This window comes from Bradyrhizobium brasilense, assembly GCF_029714345.1.
GTDB lineage: Bacteria > Pseudomonadota > Alphaproteobacteria > Rhizobiales > Xanthobacteraceae > Bradyrhizobium > Bradyrhizobium australafricanum.
This window is the reverse complement of record NZ_CP121669.1, coordinates 4,481,766-4,498,514: the sequence shown is the minus strand read 5'-3', so window position 1 is coordinate 4,498,514 and position 16,749 is coordinate 4,481,766. Positions and strand designations below refer to the sequence as shown.

Annotated in this window: 14 protein-coding genes; 2 read left to right on the top strand and 12 right to left on the bottom strand. The window is 64.5% G+C overall.

The window, feature by feature from the left end:
- Positions 1–137: 137 nt before the first annotated feature.
- The 3 genes from dnaE to QA635_RS21115 all read right to left on the bottom strand — a co-directional run bounded on the left by dnaE (position 138) and on the right by QA635_RS21115 (position 5,272).
- Positions 138–3,662, bottom strand: coding sequence for a DNA polymerase III subunit alpha (dnaE, locus tag QA635_RS21125; RefSeq protein WP_283061285.1), 3,525 nt, complete (start codon positions 3,660–3,662; stop codon positions 138–140).
- A gap of 477 nt (positions 3,663–4,139) precedes the next feature.
- Positions 4,140–4,352, bottom strand: coding sequence for a GDCCVxC domain-containing (seleno)protein (locus QA635_RS21120; RefSeq protein ID WP_376708575.1), 213 nt, complete (start codon positions 4,350–4,352; stop codon positions 4,140–4,142).
- A gap of 185 nt (positions 4,353–4,537) precedes the next feature.
- Positions 4,538–5,272, bottom strand: a complete 735-nt coding sequence (locus QA635_RS21115) for an outer membrane protein (protein ID WP_028333998.1) — start codon at positions 5,270–5,272, stop codon at positions 4,538–4,540.
- Positions 5,273–5,509: 237 nt separating this feature from the next.
- On the opposite strand from QA635_RS21115, the gene QA635_RS21110 reads away from it, so the two are divergent.
- Both QA635_RS21110 and QA635_RS21105 read left to right on the top strand, forming a co-directional pair.
- A complete protein-coding gene (locus QA635_RS21110) occupies positions 5,510–5,860 on the top strand; it encodes a DUF3551 domain-containing protein (RefSeq protein ID WP_283061283.1) in 351 nt (116 codons plus the stop codon).
- Positions 5,861–5,979: 119 nt separating this feature from the next.
- Positions 5,980–6,252 (top strand): DUF3551 domain-containing protein, encoded by a 273-nt coding sequence (locus QA635_RS21105; protein WP_283061281.1) that lies wholly within the window; start codon positions 5,980–5,982, stop codon positions 6,250–6,252.
- A gap of 111 nt (positions 6,253–6,363) precedes the next feature.
- Here QA635_RS21105 and QA635_RS21100 read toward each other — a convergent pair whose 3' ends face one another.
- The 9 genes from QA635_RS21100 to QA635_RS21060 form a co-directional block, all read right to left on the bottom strand.
- Positions 6,364–7,062, bottom strand: a complete 699-nt coding sequence (locus tag QA635_RS21100) for an ABC transporter ATP-binding protein (protein WP_016840545.1) — start codon at positions 7,060–7,062, stop codon at positions 6,364–6,366.
- Positions 7,063–7,071: 9 nt separating this feature from the next.
- Positions 7,072–8,352 carry a lipoprotein-releasing ABC transporter permease subunit gene (locus QA635_RS21095; protein WP_028339647.1) on the bottom strand — a complete coding sequence of 427 codons (1,281 nt, stop codon included), beginning with the start codon at positions 8,350–8,352 and terminating at the stop codon, positions 7,072–7,074.
- Positions 8,353–8,424: 72 nt separating this feature from the next.
- Positions 8,425–9,744, bottom strand: a complete 1,320-nt coding sequence (gene proS / locus QA635_RS21090; protein WP_225159004.1) for a proline--tRNA ligase — start codon at positions 9,742–9,744, stop codon at positions 8,425–8,427.
- Between the two features lie 164 nt (positions 9,745–9,908).
- A complete protein-coding gene (locus QA635_RS21085) occupies positions 9,909–11,471 on the bottom strand; it encodes a copper resistance CopC/CopD family protein (protein WP_283071459.1) in 1,563 nt (520 codons plus the stop codon).
- A gap of 3 nt (positions 11,472–11,474) precedes the next feature.
- Entirely contained in the window at positions 11,475–12,002 is a 528-nt protein-coding gene (locus QA635_RS21080) for a YcnI family copper-binding membrane protein (protein ID WP_283071457.1), read from the bottom strand.
- 7 nt (positions 12,003–12,009) lie between these two features.
- Positions 12,010–12,534, bottom strand: coding sequence for a copper chaperone PCu(A)C (locus tag QA635_RS21075; RefSeq protein ID WP_168855893.1), 525 nt, complete (start codon positions 12,532–12,534; stop codon positions 12,010–12,012).
- A 35-nt stretch (positions 12,535–12,569) separates the two neighbouring features.
- Positions 12,570–13,067: a TlpA family protein disulfide reductase gene (locus tag QA635_RS21070; protein WP_283071455.1), complete on the bottom strand. Its 498-nt coding sequence runs from the start codon at positions 13,065–13,067 to the stop codon at positions 12,570–12,572.
- Positions 13,064–14,290 carry a sialidase family protein gene (locus tag QA635_RS21065; protein WP_283071453.1) on the bottom strand — a complete coding sequence of 409 codons (1,227 nt, stop codon included), beginning with the start codon at positions 14,288–14,290 and terminating at the stop codon, positions 13,064–13,066. Before QA635_RS21065 ends, QA635_RS21070 begins: the two co-directional genes overlap by 4 nt.
- Positions 14,291–14,301: 11 nt before the next feature.
- Positions 14,302–16,710, bottom strand: coding sequence for a TonB-dependent receptor family protein (locus tag QA635_RS21060; protein WP_283071451.1), 2,409 nt, complete (start codon positions 16,708–16,710; stop codon positions 14,302–14,304).
- Positions 16,711–16,749 lie beyond the last annotated feature (39 nt).

The following is a 16,749-nucleotide window of genomic DNA, read 5'->3' as shown; positions in this document are numbered from 1 at the left end:
TGAGCCATGTTTCCGTGTGAGATGGCGCGCTGTATAGCGCGATTTGCGCCAGAAGCAAGGAAATACGGCCGGTTGCACCGGCCGGACGGCCCAAAATCGTGCCGAAACGGCCCTGTTTGGCGGCCCGGAGGCCCCCTTTACAGCGTCTGCACGTCGACCACGCCCGCCACCGCCTTGATCGCGCCGGCGATCTGCGGCGAGACCTTGTAGCGGCCGGGCAGCTTCATCTCCACCTCGGTCTCGAGGTCCAGCATCATCACCAGCGAGACGTCGCCATCGCCCCCCGCCGCCGGTGGCGGCGCGGCGGCCGGCTTCACGGCCGGTGCCTTTGCGGCGCCGCCCGGGGCGAGCGCGGCTTCCGGCATGTTGAGCCGGCGGGCGATCGACTCCAGCGGCTTGGTGTCGCGCACGAATATCCGCAGGCCCTTCTGCGTCTTGGCCGCGGCGTGATCCAGCGGCTCGGCGTGCAGCACCCTCGCCCGCACGTCCTCGCCCTGCAATTCGGCGCCGAGCTGCAACAGCACGGCCGCGCCCGGCTCGAGCACGTCGCGGTATTGCGCAAGGCCCTCCGAGAACAGCACCGCTTCGAAATGGCCGGTCGGGTCCGACAGGCCCATGATGCCCATCTTGTTGCCGGTCTTGGTGCGCCGCTCCATGCGCGACACCACGGTTGCCGCGACCTTGCCCGCCGTGGCGCCGGTCTTCACCGCGCGCGAGAATTCCGCCCAGGACTGCACGCGCAGCCGCTTCAGCGCGGTCGCGTAGTCGTCGAGCGGATGGCCCGACAGGAAGAAGCCGATGGCGTCGTATTCGCGCCGCAGCCGGTCCGCCGGCAGCCACGGCTCGATCTGCGGCAGCATGATGCTCGGCGCATCCGCCGCGCCGCCGAACATGTCGTTCTGGCCCGAGGTCGCCGCCTCATGGCTGCGCTGGCAGGCGGCGAGGATCGCATCGGCGCCGGCGAAGACGCGCGCGCGGTTCGGCTCCAGCGTGTCGAAGGCGCCGGCCGCCGCAAGGCTCTCGATGATCCGCTTGTTGACGGCGCGCGGGCTCACCCGCGCGGCGAAATCGGCGAGCGAGGTGAAGGCCCCCTTCTTGTTGCGCTCCTCGATGATCTGCTCGACCGCCTGGATGCCGACGCCCTTCAGCGCGGCGAGCGCGTAGTAGATCGTGTTCTCGCTGACCTCGAAGGTCGCGCCGGAGCGATTGATGTTGGGCGCTTCGACCTTGATGCCGAGCCGCTGCGCCTCGGAACGGAATTCGGACAGCTTGTCGGTGTTGTTGAGTTCGAGCGTCATCGACGCCGCCAAAAACTCAACCGGGTAATGCGCCTTCATATAGGCGGTGTGGTAGGACACCAGCGCATAGGCGGCCGCGTGGCTCTTGTTGAAGCCGTAGTCGGCGAACTTGGCGAGCAGCTCGAAGATCGTCTCGGCCTGGCCCTTCGCCACGCCGTTCTTCATCGCACCGGCGACGAAGATGTCGCGCTGCTTGTCCATCTCGGCGCGGATCTTCTTGCCCATCGCGCGGCGCAGCAGGTCGGCCTGGCCGAGCGAGTAGCCCGCCATCTGCTGCGCGATCTGCATCACCTGTTCCTGATAGATGATGACGCCGAAGGTCTCCTTCAGGATCGGCTCCAGGATCGGATGCAGATATTCCGATTCCTCGTCGCCGTGCTTGCGCGCGCAATAGGTCGGGATGTTCGCCATCGGGCCCGGGCGATACAGCGCCACCAGCGCGATGATGTCCTCGAAGCGGTCCGGCCGCATGTCGATCAGCGCGCGCCGCATGCCCTGGCTTTCCACCTGGAACACGCCGACGACATCGCCGCGCGCCAGCATCTGATAGCTCGGCTCATCGTCGATCGGCAGCGTCGCGAGATCGACATGAACGTTGCGCTGCTTGAGCAGCTTCACCGCGACGTCCAGCACGGTCAGCGTCTTCAGACCGAGGAAGTCGAATTTCACGAGGCCCGCCGGCTCGACCCATTTCATGTTGAATTGGGTGACCGGCATGTCGGATTTCGGATCGCGGTAGAGCGGCACCAGCTCGCTCAGCGGCCGGTCGCCGATCACGATACCGGCGGCATGCGTCGAGGCATGGCGCGTCAGGCCTTCGAGACGCTGCGCGATATCGAACGCACGCGCCACCACCGGATCCTCGTCGCGGAACGCCTGCAGCTTGGGCTCGCCCTCGATCGCCTGCGCCAGCGTCACCGGTGCTGCGGGATTCTGCGGCACCAGCTTGGTCAGCTTGTCGACCTGCCCATAGGGCATCTGCAGCACGCGCCCGACGTCGCGCAGCACGCCGCGCGCCTGCAGCGTACCGAAGGTGATGATCTGCGCCACCTGGTCGCGGCCGTAGCGCTCCTGCACGTACTGGATCACCTCGCCGCGGCGGTCCTGGCAGAAGTCGATGTCGAAGTCCGGCATCGAGACGCGTTCGGGATTGAGGAAGCGCTCGAACAGCAGCGCAAACCGCATCGGATCGAGGTCGGTGATGGTGAGCACCCAGGCGACCAGCGAGCCCGCGCCGGAGCCGCGGCCCGGTCCGACCGGAATGCCCTGTGCCTTCGCCCATTTGATGAAGTCGGAGACGATCAGGAAGTAGCCCGCGTATTTCATGCGGGTGATGACGTCGAGCTCGAAGGCAAGCCGCTTGCTGTAGTCCTCTTCGGTCATTCGCGGCGAGAGACCGTGTACCCGCAGGCGATTCGCGAGCCCCTCCTCGGCCTGGCGCTTCAGCTCTGCGGCCTCGTCGGCGGCGGCATCGGCGCTGGCGGCGGCACCGACCGTGAAGAACGGCAGGATCGGCTTGCGGGTCTTCGGCCGGAACGAGCAGCGCTCGGCGATCTCCACCGTCGAGGCCAGCGCCTCCGGGATGTCGGCGAACAGCACCGCCATTTCGGCGCGGGTCTTGAAGCGGTGATCCGGGGTCAGTTGCTCGCGGTTGGTCTCGGCAATCAGATGGCCGCCGGCGATGCAGAGCAGCGCGTCATGCGATTCGTAGTCGTCATTGCTGGCGAAATACGGCTCGTTGGTCGCGACCAGCGGCAGGCCCTTGCTGTAGGCGAGATCGATCAGGCCGCCCTCGGTGCGGCGTTCCTTGTCGGCGCCGTGGCGCTGCAATTCGATGTAGAGGCGATCGCCGAACAGGCCGGCCAGGCGTTCGCAGCGGGTGGTCGCCAGCGCCGCCTGCTCGGCCCGGAGCGCCAGCGCGATCGGGCCGTCGGGGCCGCCGGTCAGCGCGATCAGGTCCTCGGCGTCGTCGATGAGCCAATCGAACTTGATGTGCGGGGTCTGGTTGACAGGCGTCTCCAGGAACGCCCGCGAGTTCAGCCGCATCAGGCTGCGGTAGCCGCGCTCGCGCGCCGCCAGCAGCACGATTCGCGCCGGGCCCGTCGTCGCAAGGATGCTCCGCGTATTCGGATCGACGTCGCCGAAATCCACCGCCAGCTCGCAGCCGACGATCGGCTGGATGCCGTAGCCGGCCATCTTATCCGAGAATTCCAGCGCGCCGAACATGTTGTCGGTATCGGTCAACGCCAGCGCCGGCTGGCGGTCGGCCTTCGCGAGCTCGCCCAGCTTGGCGATCTTGATCGAGCCCTTCAGCAGCGAATAGGCGGAATGAACGTGAAGGTGAACGAATCCGGCATTCGGCATGGCTGCTTACGGAATCTCTTGGGTCAGGGATGGAGCGAGCGCCAGGGCCGGAACTCGAAAGTGTCAGACCCGACTCGCAATCCCATGGTGGGGCCTGACCCCTGCCAAGTCCACGCCGAACGCGGCGTGGCGGCAAGTCCTCCTGCTTTTCCCCAGGGGGCAGACCATGCCGCCGGCGATGCCCCTGTCCCCGCGGGCGCATTTTCAGAATTGGGTGATCAGCTGGGCCCACACCGCGATCATCCCGACGAACAGCGTGATCGATGCCAGCGCTGCAGCTTCCTGCACGAAAATCTTCAACATGGCCGCTCTCCCTGAACTGGAACGTATGCAGAACATTGTTCCTTTTTTGTTCTAGGAGTCAAGCAACGCCGGCGACCCGGTTCGAGAAGTGACCTCCGTGGTTAATTCCCGGCCGGCCGACGTCTCGGCGCCATCAATGATCCGATGACGAGCGTGTCTTGAGGCTCCGGGGAGCTAGCTACCACAACAGCCCCCCGCCTGCTTGGGCGGGCACGGGACCGTTCCGTATGAGCAAAACACGCAGCAATCTCCTGCTTTCGGTTTCAGGCGAGTGCCGCAGCCCTTGCAATCATAGAAGAACTGGCAGGCGTCGGTCGGCATCGTCTCGATGGAGACATGGCCGCAGGATGGGCACGTCAGTTGGGAGGTCAGCTGCAGGTCCGTCATGCCGGGAATATGCGGCGATGACCGTTCGGTTGGAAGGCCTCCTCCAATCAAACCCGACCCCAATCCCGGAGCGGACGGGCAAAGCCCGTCCCGTGCTCCTGGCCGACGGGGCGGCGCCGCCAGGCCAACAAAAAACCCCGGGCCGAAGCCCGGGGTTTTCGATGCCGCTTGAATTAAGCGAGCGATCAGTACTTCGCGATGACCGGGCCACCGAACTTGTAGTTCAGACGGCCGAGGACCATGTCGGTGTCGCCACCGGTGTGGAAGCCGGTCACGGCAACACCGGCCGGGGTCACGAAGGTCGCGCCATGGGTGTCTTCGAAGATGTGGTTGTACTCGACGCCGAGCGACCAGCCCTGCGAGAAGGCGAATTCGAGGCCAACGCCCACCGTCGGGCTCCAACGGGTGTCGAAGCCGGTCTCGGAGGCCAGATTGCCGGCCGCGTTGAGGAACTGGAAGTTGCGATCGGTGACCGCAGCACCGCCCTTGGCGTACAACAGGACGTTGTTCCAGGCGTAGCCGATCTGACCGGTGAACAGGCCGAACGCATCGGTCTTCGAGCGAACGATGCCGCCCGGGACGACCAGGTTGCCGGTGCTGCCGGAGAAGTCAGCCCAGTTGCCCTGAGCTTCCAGACCGAACACCCAGCCGCCGGCCTGCCAGCGGTAGCCGATCTGGCCACCGACGGTGCCGCCGTTGGCGTCGAAGCTTCCGACGCCGCCGAAGCCGTCGACCGAACGGTTGTCGTGGCTCTGGCCCCAACCACCGTTGATACCAATGTAGAAGCCAGTCCAATCATAAACAGCGGCAACCATGGGCGGCGGAGCCTTGGTGTAAGGGCGAGCCGCGAGGTCAGCCGCGGAAGCAGCAGTCGCGCTGAGCGCGAGCATGCTGGCGGTGACAAGCAAAATCTTTTTCATTTTCCCGTTCCAACTTTTTCTACAGGCCCCCAAGGCCGCGAGACACCGTCATAGCAGCCCCCGGCGGAATTGCTGTAACTTCGCGGCAACAGGCAGGGCCAAACGACTTCCCTCAAATTTGAAGTTAATACTGTATTACGGGCACTTCCTGGAACTTTTGCCACATAGTTGCCGCACAAACTTCACAATCCGGATCTGCGTGCGTAGCTGCGCGCAAGATCGTTGACCGGAACCGGCTTGTCCGATTTGGATCGTCGCCAAGGTCGAATCTTCGCAGCAAAAGGAATGCAGATGCGGACGATGATTCTTGCTGCTGCGGCGTCTGTGGTCGCATTCGCAACGCTGGGGACTGCGCCCGCGTATGCCGTCGGCGTGCGTTACCCGTTCTGCATTCAGGGCGACCGCTATCCCGGCCTGAGCAACTGCTCCTATCCATCGTATGAGGCGTGCCTGGCCACCGCTTCGGGCATCGGGCAGAAATGCATCGCCAACCCCTATTATGCCGGCGACAACGACCCGCGCTCGTATCTTCACGTGTCCCCGCGGGACCGCCGTGAGGGCAATTTCTTCGACCTGTTCATCCACTGATGCCCGATCCAGCAAACACCGGCGCGGGAATGTGAGTTGATCCGGCGCTGCGCGCAGGTGCCTATTCGCGCGCGCTCGGCATCAGCATTGCCGGCGCCGGGCCGACGAGGAGATTTCTGATGCGCAGTCTGATCCTGGCACTCTTGCCGGCACTCTTGGCCTTGGCAGCCGCGCCGGCCAGCGCCCAGAAATACGATTCGACCTCGCCGGTCTGCAAAACCAACTACCGATGGGGCGGTGAGGATACCGACTGCGGCTACACGTCGATCGCGCAGTGCCAGGCCTCGGCGTCCGGCCTCGCGGCGATCTGCATCAACAATCCCTATTATGCCGGGCCGCCGATCGACGGGCGGCCGCGAGCACCCGGCAGACGGCCTCGCCCCGCTTATTGAGAGCCGGAAGCATTTCGTTCCGATCGAAGCGAAACGGAAAAAGGCTTTGGATTCTCTTACCTTAGCGCGGCTTCTTCACGCGTATCGCTAGCCAGTTCACGCGATGGCGCACTATTCGAGCTCGACAACCTGTCCGTTCGACAGCGACACCCGGCGATCCATTCGCGCGGCGAGATCGAGATTGTGAGTCGCGATCAGCATCGCGACACGGGTCGCCTTCACGAGTTGCATCAGCGCGTTGAAGACGTGGTCAGCCGTGCCGGGATCGAGATTGCCGGTCGGCTCGTCCGCGAACAGCACCCGGGGCGCGTTGGCAACCGCGCGCGCGATCGCGACACGCTGCTGCTCGCCACCCGAGAGCTCGGCCGGGCGATGGGTGATGCGATCGCCGAGCCCGAGATAGGAGAGAATCTCGGTCGACCGTTTCACGGTTTCGGAGCGCTTGAGGCCGCGAATCATCTGCGGCAGCATGACGTTCTCGAGCGCCGAGAACTCCGGCAGCAGCCGATGCGATTGATAGACGAAGCCGATATCGGAACGGCGAATCTGGGTGCGGTCGACGTCGGACATTTGCGAGGTCGGCGTGCCCGCGACATAGACTTCGCCGTCATCAGGGGTCTCCAGCAGGCCCGCAATGTGCAGCAATGTCGACTTGCCGGATCCCGACGGCGCCACCAGCGCCACCGATTGACCGGGCCACAGCGCGAGATTGGCGCCGTTCAGGACCGTCAGCGTCGCTTCGCCCTGCCGGTATTCCCGCTTGATGTCATGAAGATAGACGACCGGTGTGTCTTCCGCCCCCTCCGCCATGTGCGCTCCTTATTCGTACCGGAGCGCGTCGACCGGATCGAGGCGCGCGGCGCGCCACGACGGGTAGAGCGTCGCAAGGAAGGACAGCGTCAGAGCCATGATCACGACGGCGAGCGTCTCGCCAAAATCGATTTCAGCAGGCAGCTTCGACAGGAAATACAGCGTGGGATCGAACAGTTCCGTGTTGGTGAGCCACGACAGGAATTGCCTGATGGTTTCGATGTTGAAGCAGATCAGCAAGCCGACCAGCAGACCGACCAGCGTGCCGACGACGCCGATCGATGCGCCGGTGATCAGGAATATCCGCATGATCGAACCCTGCGAGGCACCCATGGTCCGCAGGATCGCGATGTCCTGGCCCTTGTCCTTCACCAGCATGATCAGTCCCGAGACGATATTGAGCGCCGCGACCAGCACGATCATGGTCAGGATCAGGAACATCACGTTGCGTTCGACCTGAAGCGCGTTGAAGAAGGTCGAATTGCGCTGCCGCCAGTCGACCAGGAACACCGGCCGGCCGGCCGCCTCGGTCACCAGCTTGCGATAGGTTTCGATCTTGTCCGGATTGGTGGTGAACACCTCGATCGAGGACACGTCGTTGTTGCGGTTGAAATAGGCCTGCGCCTCGGTCAGCGGCATGAACACGAAGGTCGAATCATATTCCGACATGCCGATCTCGAACACCGCAGTGATCTTGTAGGGCTTGATGCGCGGCGTGGTGCCCATCGGCGTCACTGCGCCCTTCGGCGAGACCAGCGTGATCATGTCGCCGGCATGCAGCGAAAGCTGGTCGGCGAGGCGGCGACCGATCGCGACGCCCTGCCCCTCATCAAAGCCCTCGAGCGAGCCTTGCTTGATGTTCTTGGCGATCGAGGTGAGGTTGTTGAGATCGTCGGCGCGGATGCCGCGGATGAAGACGCCGGCGGCGTTGAACGGCGATGAGCCGAGCCCCTGCCCGTCGACCACCGGTGCGGCGAGGCGGATGCCCTGCACCTGGCTGATGCGGTCGGCGACATCCTTCCAGTCGGTCAGCGGCGATTCCAGCGGCTGCACCAGAATGTGTCCGTTGAGGCCGAGGATCTTGTCCAGCAATTCCTTGCGGAAGCCGTTCATGACCGCCATCACCACGATCAGCGTGGCGACGCCGAGCATGATGCCGAGGAACGAAAAGCCGGCGATGACCGAAATGAAGCCTTCCTTGCGGCGCGCGCGCAGATAGCGTCCGGACAGCAGCCATTCGAATGGCGCAAAGGGCGGGGTACGGACTGGCTCGCTCATGGTCTCATCCATCTGTCGATAATCCCATGATTCGGGCCAAATGTGGCCGGATTACCCCGCCGATCAGCGCGGCGTGAATAAACTTTAACCCGCGAGCTTCGCGACCACGTCGGCGGGGCTCATGTTGTCGCGTGAGCCGTCGCTGCGACGCTTCACTTCGACCTTGCCGTCCGCAAGCCCCTTGGGTCCGACCAGAATCTGCCACGGGATGCCGATCAGATCGGCCGCGGCGAACTTGGCGCCGGCACGCTGGTCGGTGTCGTCGTAGAGCACGTCGACGCCCTTCGCCGAGAGCTCGCGATAAAGCTGCTCGCAGGCGCCATCGACCGCGGCATCGCCCTGCTTCAGATTGAGGATCGCGGCGCGGAACGGCGCGACGGCCTCGGGCCATTTGATGCCGGCGTCATCGTGACACGCTTCGATGATCGCGCCGACCAGACGCGACACGCCGACGCCGTAGGAGCCGCCATGGATCGGCACGTCGACGCCGTCGGGACCGGCCACCATCGCCTTCATGGTCTCGGAATATTTGGTGCCGAAATAGAAGATCTGACCGACCTCGATGCCGCGGGTGTTCAGCCGCTTTGCCTCAGGCACTTCCTGTTCGAAGCGCGCAGCCTCGTGGACGTCCTCGGTCGCGGCGTAGACCGAAGTCCACTGCTTGATGATCGGCGTCAGATCACTGTCATAATCGACGTCCGCGCCCGGCACCGGCAGGTCCAGCACATCGCGGTTGATGTAGACGCCGGATTCGCCGGTCTCCGCGAGCACGATGAATTCGTGGCTAAGGTCGCCGCCGATCGGGCCGGTCTCGGCCCGCATCGGGATCGCCTTGAGGCCCATCCGCGCAAAGGTGCGCAAATAGGCCACGAACATCTTGTTGTAGGAGCGCCGCGCGCCGGCCTCGTCGAGGTCGAACGAATAGGCGTCCTTCATCAGGAACTCGCGGCCGCGCATCACGCCGAAGCGCGGACGCTGCTCGTCGCGGAATTTCCACTGGATGTGGTAGAGGTTGAGCGGCAGGTTCTTGTAGGACTTGATGTAGGAGCGGAAAATCTCCGTGATCATTTCCTCGTTGGTCGGCCCGTACAACAGCTCGCGCTTGTGACGATCGAGGATGCGCAGCATCTCCGGGCCATAGGCGTCGTAGCGGCCGCTTTCGCGCCAGAGATCGGCGAGTTGCAGCGTCGGCATCAAGAGCTCGAGCGCGCCGGCGCGGTCCTGTTCCTCGCGAACGATCTGCTCGATCTTCTTCAGCACCCGGAAGCCGAGCGGCAGCCAGGCATAAATGCCGGCAGCCTCCTGCCGCATCATGCCCGCGCGCAGCATCAGCCGATGCGAGACGATCTCCGCCTCTTTCGGGTTTTCTTTCAGGATGGGCAGGAAAAACCGCGACAATCGCATGGCGTTACTCGGGAATCAGGAAAGCGTGGGAAGAGCTGCAGTGAAACCGGATCGGCTGTGAAAACACAAGGCCGCCAAATAAGAAAAACCCTTCAAATCAGGCGATTTTCGGCCATTTGAACGAATTGCGTGCCGTCGAAGCACCGAGCGCGCCGACCGCGGCTTTACCTGACCTCGAAATCGTCTTCCAGTGTCACTTTCTTGAAATCGGTCACCAGGGCGTCGATCTGCATGTGCCAGCGGCCCGGCACCGGCAGCGGCACCTTGCGCACGTGCCAATAGCCATCGGCACCGCGCGCGGCGACGCGTTCCATCGGTTCGATGCCGCGCTCGGGCAGGCTCAGCGTCAGCGTCGCCTCCTTGGCCGCGAACGGGCTGGCATCGCCGTTCATCAGCTGCAGCACGAAGTCGTTCGGCCCGACCTTGCCCGGCGCGATCAGCACCTGGAACATCGCGGCATCAGTGTGGATGTGGACCGCGAGCGGAACATCGGCCGACATCGCCAGCACGCGCGGCGGCGGCGTGAAGCGCCAGAGTGCGACGAGGCCCAGAATGGCGATCATCAGCACGAATTCGAGCGCGATCGAGCGCTGCAGCGGCCGTGTCCGACGAAACTCGCGCGCGATGGCCGGCGTGAACACCAACCGGTTCAGCGCAGCGAGCCCGAGCAGCAGCACCACCAGCACCAGTTTCGCAAGCAGGATGTTGCCGTACCCGGTGTCGATCAGCGCGTGAAAGCTCTCGAGCTGGACGACGGCGAGTGCCAGGCCCGACAAGGCGATCAAGACGACGACCGGCACCGCGAGCGTCGAAAAATGCCGCAGCACCCGCAACAATGAATCCTTGCGCTGCCAGGCAAGTACAGCCAGCGGCGCCAGCGCGCCCATCCAGAACGCCACGCCAATGCCGTGGATGAACAGCGCGGTCCGCGTCAGCCATTGCGGCGAGGCGGTGGCGGCATGGCCGCTGACCGCAAACGACAGCCCGACACAGATCATTGCGATCGCGGTGCGGGTGAAGGCTGCACCGAACGACGGGCTGCGCCAGGCGATCGCCGCGATCAGCATTGCGGCAATCGCGAGCAGCAGCGCGGGAAACAGGCTGGTGCCGGTGGCGCTGGCCCACGCCGCCCACGTCACGATGCCGGAGAGCGGCAGGTTCAAGAGGTCGACGCCCTGTAATCCAAGCGACGCGATCGCGCCGACAAGGCCGATCTTCAGCGACCACATGATCAATCGTTCGCCGGCCGGGCCCTGCCCGATCCAGGCGGCAAAGAACACGCCGCCGACGCCGACAAACAAGCCCAGATAGAGCCCGAGCCGCGCCAGCCAGATCAGTGCATGGAGCACGCCGTCGCTTGACGGCGCCGCCGAGCCGGTGACGACGCCGATCGAGAACAGCAGCGAGCCGGCGACCGGATGGCCGTCCTGCGACACCACGCGATAGCTGACCACCTGCGTGCCCTGCGGCAGGCCCGCCGGCAGCGTCACCACCACCGACTGGTCGACGGCGCGGATCGCGACGTCGCGCGGCTTGCCCGCGGCGTCGAGCAGGCTGACCGCCGTCGGCGCCACCGCTTCGTTGAAGCGGAGCACCACCGTCCTGGGTGCTTCAGCCACCACGCTGCCGTCGGCCGGTTCGGCGCCGATCAGGACGGCATGCGCATGGGCTGAGGTCGCAAGGCACAGCGCCACGAGCAGCGCTGCGAGGTTTGCGACCAGCCGCATCGCTTACGACTTCGGCAGCAGCTTGACGCCGGGAGCTGGTGTCTTGCTGCCATGGTCGTGCCCGCCGCCCTGCCCCTCGGCTGGGGTATCGATCCAGCGGCTGACGCCCTGCTCGCACTCCTGCACGACCGGAAAGTACAACGTGGTGTTGGGCTTCAAGGTATCGGTGAGAAACGTCTGCATCACGAACTCGTCGTAGTTCTGGTCCGCAAGCTTGCCACCGCTCCAGGCGACTTCCTTGACGCCCTCGGAAAGCTTGGCGCCGTGATAGTCGTATTGGGCGGCGTATTTGCCGGTGACCGCATCGAGAGTCCAGCCCGCCTTCGGCATCGGCTTCACTCCGATCACGCCCTCCGGAATCTGCACCCGGATCTTGATCGTCGCCGAGCCCGCGCAGCCATGCGGCACGGCGAACACCGCCTTGTAATACGATCCGACCGCCGCCTGCTTTCCTTCGAGCGTGATATGCGCGATCGCCGGCTGCGCTGCGAGCAGCGCCGCCGTGGCAACGAGGAGCGTCTGTGATCGCATGGCTCCCTCACATCTTCTTCATGTCCATGTGACCTGAATGGTCGCCATGGCCGGAATGACCGCCGCCCGGCCCCTGCGCGCCGACGGCCTGCACGTCCAGCGAGACCGAGACCTTGCCGGCCTTTTCGAACTCGAGCGTGACCGGCACCTTGTCGCCCTGCTTCAGCGGATTCTTCAGATCGAACATCATCAGGTGATAGCCGCCCGGCGCGAGCTTCACGGTCTTGCCGGGCTCGATGGTGAGGCCCTTGTCGAGCGCACGCATCTTCATCACGCCATTGTCCATCGACATCTCGTGGACTTCGATCTTGCCGGCAACATCGCCGGTGCCTGACACCAGCCGGTCGGGCGTCGTCCCCTTGTTCTCGATCGTCAGGTAGCCGCCGCCGATCTTGGCGCCGTTCGGCGTTGCGCGCGTCCAGGCCTGCGTGATCACGAGGTCGCCGGCCTTGACGTCCTCGGCGCGCGCGGACGTCGAGACGAGTGCAGCGGTCAGCCCTGCGAGGGCAAGGATGCGGGGGAGCGTCTTCATGGCGACGGATTTCCTTTCAAGTTGAAATTCAAGTGTCATCGGGTTGCTGCCGACTGGGCGCTGGACCATTTGTTCAGATCGGCGATTTCGGCCGACCCTTCGATCGTCGTGATCGTTCCATCCCGGGAAATCAGCATGGTTCGCGGGATATCGCCTTGCCAGGCCGGATCGATCTCAAATCTCAACCGCTCGGCAAAGCCGTCGTCGAAAATCCAGTTTTCGGCCGCGCCGAGGCCGGCGCGATCCAGCATCGATCGCGTCGCCTCCGGAAGGTTGGGAACCAGATCCGCGCTGATTGTGACGACATCGATTCCGGGATGATCCTTCATGAACTGGCCAAGCTCCGGCAGCTCGACCTTGCATGGTCCGCAGGTCACTCCCCAGAAGTGCACCAGGGTCGGACGACCGGCATGCGCATGCAGCAGCTTCTGCCAGCTGCCGCGTTCGAACGGCTTTGGCGCGCCCTCTCCCGCCGCCAATGCGGACGTCAGCGTTGCGAGCAGGACCAGCGCCGCGAGCAGATAACGCTTCATGGTTCGCCCTCGATCGCCTGAAAATGGTAGCCGTCGGCCTTCGTCATCCACGACAGATAGGTCTGACGGCTGTCCGAGACGAGCAGCGGATGGTCGGAACTGTCGGCGGTGTCCGCGATCACCGTCGGCTTCGACCATGTCGCTCCATCATCGTGCGACGTCATGAGGTCGACTGTCGTCTTCTGCCCGTCGAATTCCTTCCATGCCATCACGAGCCCCTGCGGCCCCGCGACAATCTGCGGCCGTGAAGGGCTGCGGTTCGGCTGACCGACCGGAAGCGGGTCAGAGAAGGTTTTGCCGCCGTCGCGCGATCGCGCATAGAACAATCCCTTGCGCGCCTTGCCGTTGGTGTACCACGTCACGTGGTAGGTTCCTTCGGGCGATATGGTCAGGCTCGGACCGTGATGCGGACAGGCCGCGATCTGCCAGTCGTCGCGGCTCACCCGATGGATCTCGCCGGGCGTAGCCAGGTCGGAGAACGTCACGATCGCATGGTCGCGCACGCCGCCCTCAAAGATGTTCCGGAACACGACCACCGGACGGCCCGCGCCATCGAATGCCAGCGCGAGGCGGCAGCACTCGCAGGTGTTGTCGGCGACGAGCCGCGCGTCGGAATAGGTTGCTCCGCCATCTCCGGATGACGCGAAAAACAATCCGGCACCATCATATTTCTGGCCGCGCTGCTGCGCCGGAACGCGGTTACGCTTGTCGAGCCACGCGGCAAACACCGCCCCCGCAGGATCGAAGCCGATCGCCTCGAACCGTTGGCTCTCATTGCTCGCGGTGATCGGCTTCGGCGCCTCGAAGCTGCGCCCGCCATCGGTCGATCGCGTGGTCAGCACCTGACCGTTGAAATTCTGATCGCGGAAGATCGAGAAGGCCACAGCGATGTTGCCCTTGGCATCGATCGCAAGCTTCGGCCGCGCATCCGGTCCCCAATCGAGATTGAGCCGCTCCCGGGTGACCTGCACCGGTGTGGAAAAGCTCTTGCCCTGGTCTTTTGAGCTCGCGACGGAGATCTGACCTCCGGCCATCCACGCCAGCCACAATGTCCCATCCCGCCCAAAGGCGGGCGTGACCTTGGTCGCGCAGCGCAGGTCCGTCGCTTCGCAAGCCGCTTCGGAGGCGTGCTGATGGCTCATCTGCGCGACGGCAAGGTTCGGCAAGGCCGCGAGCATGAGCGTTGCGAGCAGCGTCAGGGCGACCGGTTTGCGATAGGTCATCGATGCGCTCCTCATTTGAACGCAATCTTCATGCCCGCCACGACGGCGCGCGGCGATCCGGCATAGATCGAGTTGGTCGAGTTCGCCAGTACGCTCGCGGGATTTTGAATGCCTGCCGCGGTCACCGAATTTGAGATGTTGTTCGCCGACGCCACGTACGTCCGGTCGAAGACGTTCCTCACCTCGATGTAGAGGTTCAGCGCCTTGAAACAATCGGAGACGAGATCGGTCTTGTAGTGCAGATTGAGGTTGACCAGCTCATAGCCCGGCGCCTTCAAGAGGTTGGCGTTGTCCATGTAGAAGCTGTCCTTCCACTGCACTTCGACGAACCCGCCAAGTCCCTGGAACGGACCCGACAACTGGTCGTAGCCCAACCGCGCCGTGAGCTCGTTTGGTGAGATGCCGGGGATCTTGTTGCCGGCGCGATTGAAGCTGAACACCGCGCCGTTCGTGATGTTCTCGACGTACTCCGTGTAGATCTCGTCTAGATAGGTGTAGGCCGCCGAGAAGCGCCAGCCCGGCAGGAATTTCCAGTCGGCGGCCAGCTCGACGCCGCGATGCTCCGATCGCGGCGCGTTGAACGTGTAGGAGATGCCCGCAAGCGGCGTGGCCTGAGAAACGAGCTCGTCCTTGAAGAACTCGTAGAAGCCGGTGACGCTGAGCTTGAGCGCGTTGTTCGGTGTCCAGTCGGCACCGACATCGTAACCGAGATTCCTTTGCGTCCGCAGCTGGGTGTTGTTGCCCGAGGCGCCACTCGGCAGGACGAACAGATTGCCGACCTGCGGCGTGCCGTATCCGGTTGCCACTCGCCCACGGACTTGCCACTCGCTGCTCAGCCGGTACAGCAATGCGAGCTCGGGCGCGGTATTCTGGAATTGCCGGTCCGCCGTCGTGATCGCCGTGGTCGTGGTCCCGGCCGCGCCGGCATAGCTATAGGCGGTGTTTCGCCCCGTCAGACTGGTGGTCTCCCAGCCAATGCCGGCAACGGCGGTCAGCGCAGGTGTGAGCTTCAGTTCCTCGCGTGCGCGAACACCGTAATTTGTCGTCGTGCTGAACAAATTGCTCGACAGGCTTCCGAGCGTCGCATTTCCGCCCGGCATCACATTGCGCGTATCGCTCGAGGCGGTGAGCGTATTGTAGAAGCCGCCGAAATAGGTGGTCGAATCCAGTCCGAACACATCGCCGCGTCTGACGACGTCGCTCATGTAGTTGTAGGACGGGAAGTCGCCGATCGCGCTCGTCGATCCCGTCGGCTGGTTGATGTTGCGGTCGTCGAACACGAACTGGTTGCGCCAGGTGGTCCGGTTGTCGAAGTCGTGCTCCCAGCGGCCGCCGACGATGGTACGGCGGTCGTCGCGCCCAAGGCCCGCCTGAAGCGCGGTCTCCCTGTCGGTCCCGGCCGCCGCGTTGAACCCATTGTTGAACAGCGTCACGGTGGCGCATCCCGGCGCGGCCGTCGCGCCGGTCGTGCAACCCTGCTGGAACGGGTTCTGGTAGAACTGGTTCAGCGAGGAGCGGATCGGCAAGCGCGTCGTCAGGTCATTATTGATCAGCTTCACCGTGAAGCGGTCGTCCGGCGTGACCTGCAGCGTGCCGAGGAAATTGACGGTCTGGGTGTTGAACCAGCTATTGCCGATGTAGCCGTCACCGCGCGCGTCGCTCGCGAACAGCGAGCCCTCGAAATTGCCGATCTTCTTGCCCGCGGCGAGATAGTTGTTGAGGTAACCGAAGCTGCCGCCGTCGACGCCATACTCGACGCCGTCGATCGTGCCGCCCGGCCGGGTCCGGAAATTCAGCGCCCCGCCGGTCGCATAATTGCCGTAGAGCGCCGATGACGGCCCGCGGACCACGTCGATGGCGCCATAGGCATGCGGATCAATCAGGTCGCTGCGCGACAGGCCGTCCGGCTGGGTCACCGGGAAACCGTCGTCGAAGATGACGAGGTTGCGGATGCCGAAGCCGTTCCGCGCATTCGACCCGCGGATCGAGATGCCGAAATCACGCGGGCCGTTACCCTGCTTGATCGAGATGCCTGGGCTGTCGCGCAGCACATCGGCGACGGAGAACGCCGGTCGGTTGTCGAACTGGCTGCGGTCGATGGTCGTCTGCGTTTGGCCTGTCGGCGCCCGGTTCAAACCGTCGCGGGTCGCGGCAAGCGTCTCCCCCGGCCTCGCGCCGTCCGCTGGGGCCGCCGTCACGGCTGGCGCTGTCGCCGGCTTCGGCGGCCGCCGCACGGACGCGGCACGAACGCGCGGCTTCTGCGCCGCCGGCTTGGCGCGCGCCGCCGTCCGGGGCGCCTCGACGGTGACGGAGGGCAGCTCTGTGCTGGGCGCCTGGGCTTCGGCAGCGGACGGCAATGCGCAAAGCGTCGCGCCCAGCGCGAGCACGCTTGCCGCCTCCAGCGGGTGATAGCGAAACATGGATGAATCCTGACACCGGCACTTCGGCCGGCTTGCTTA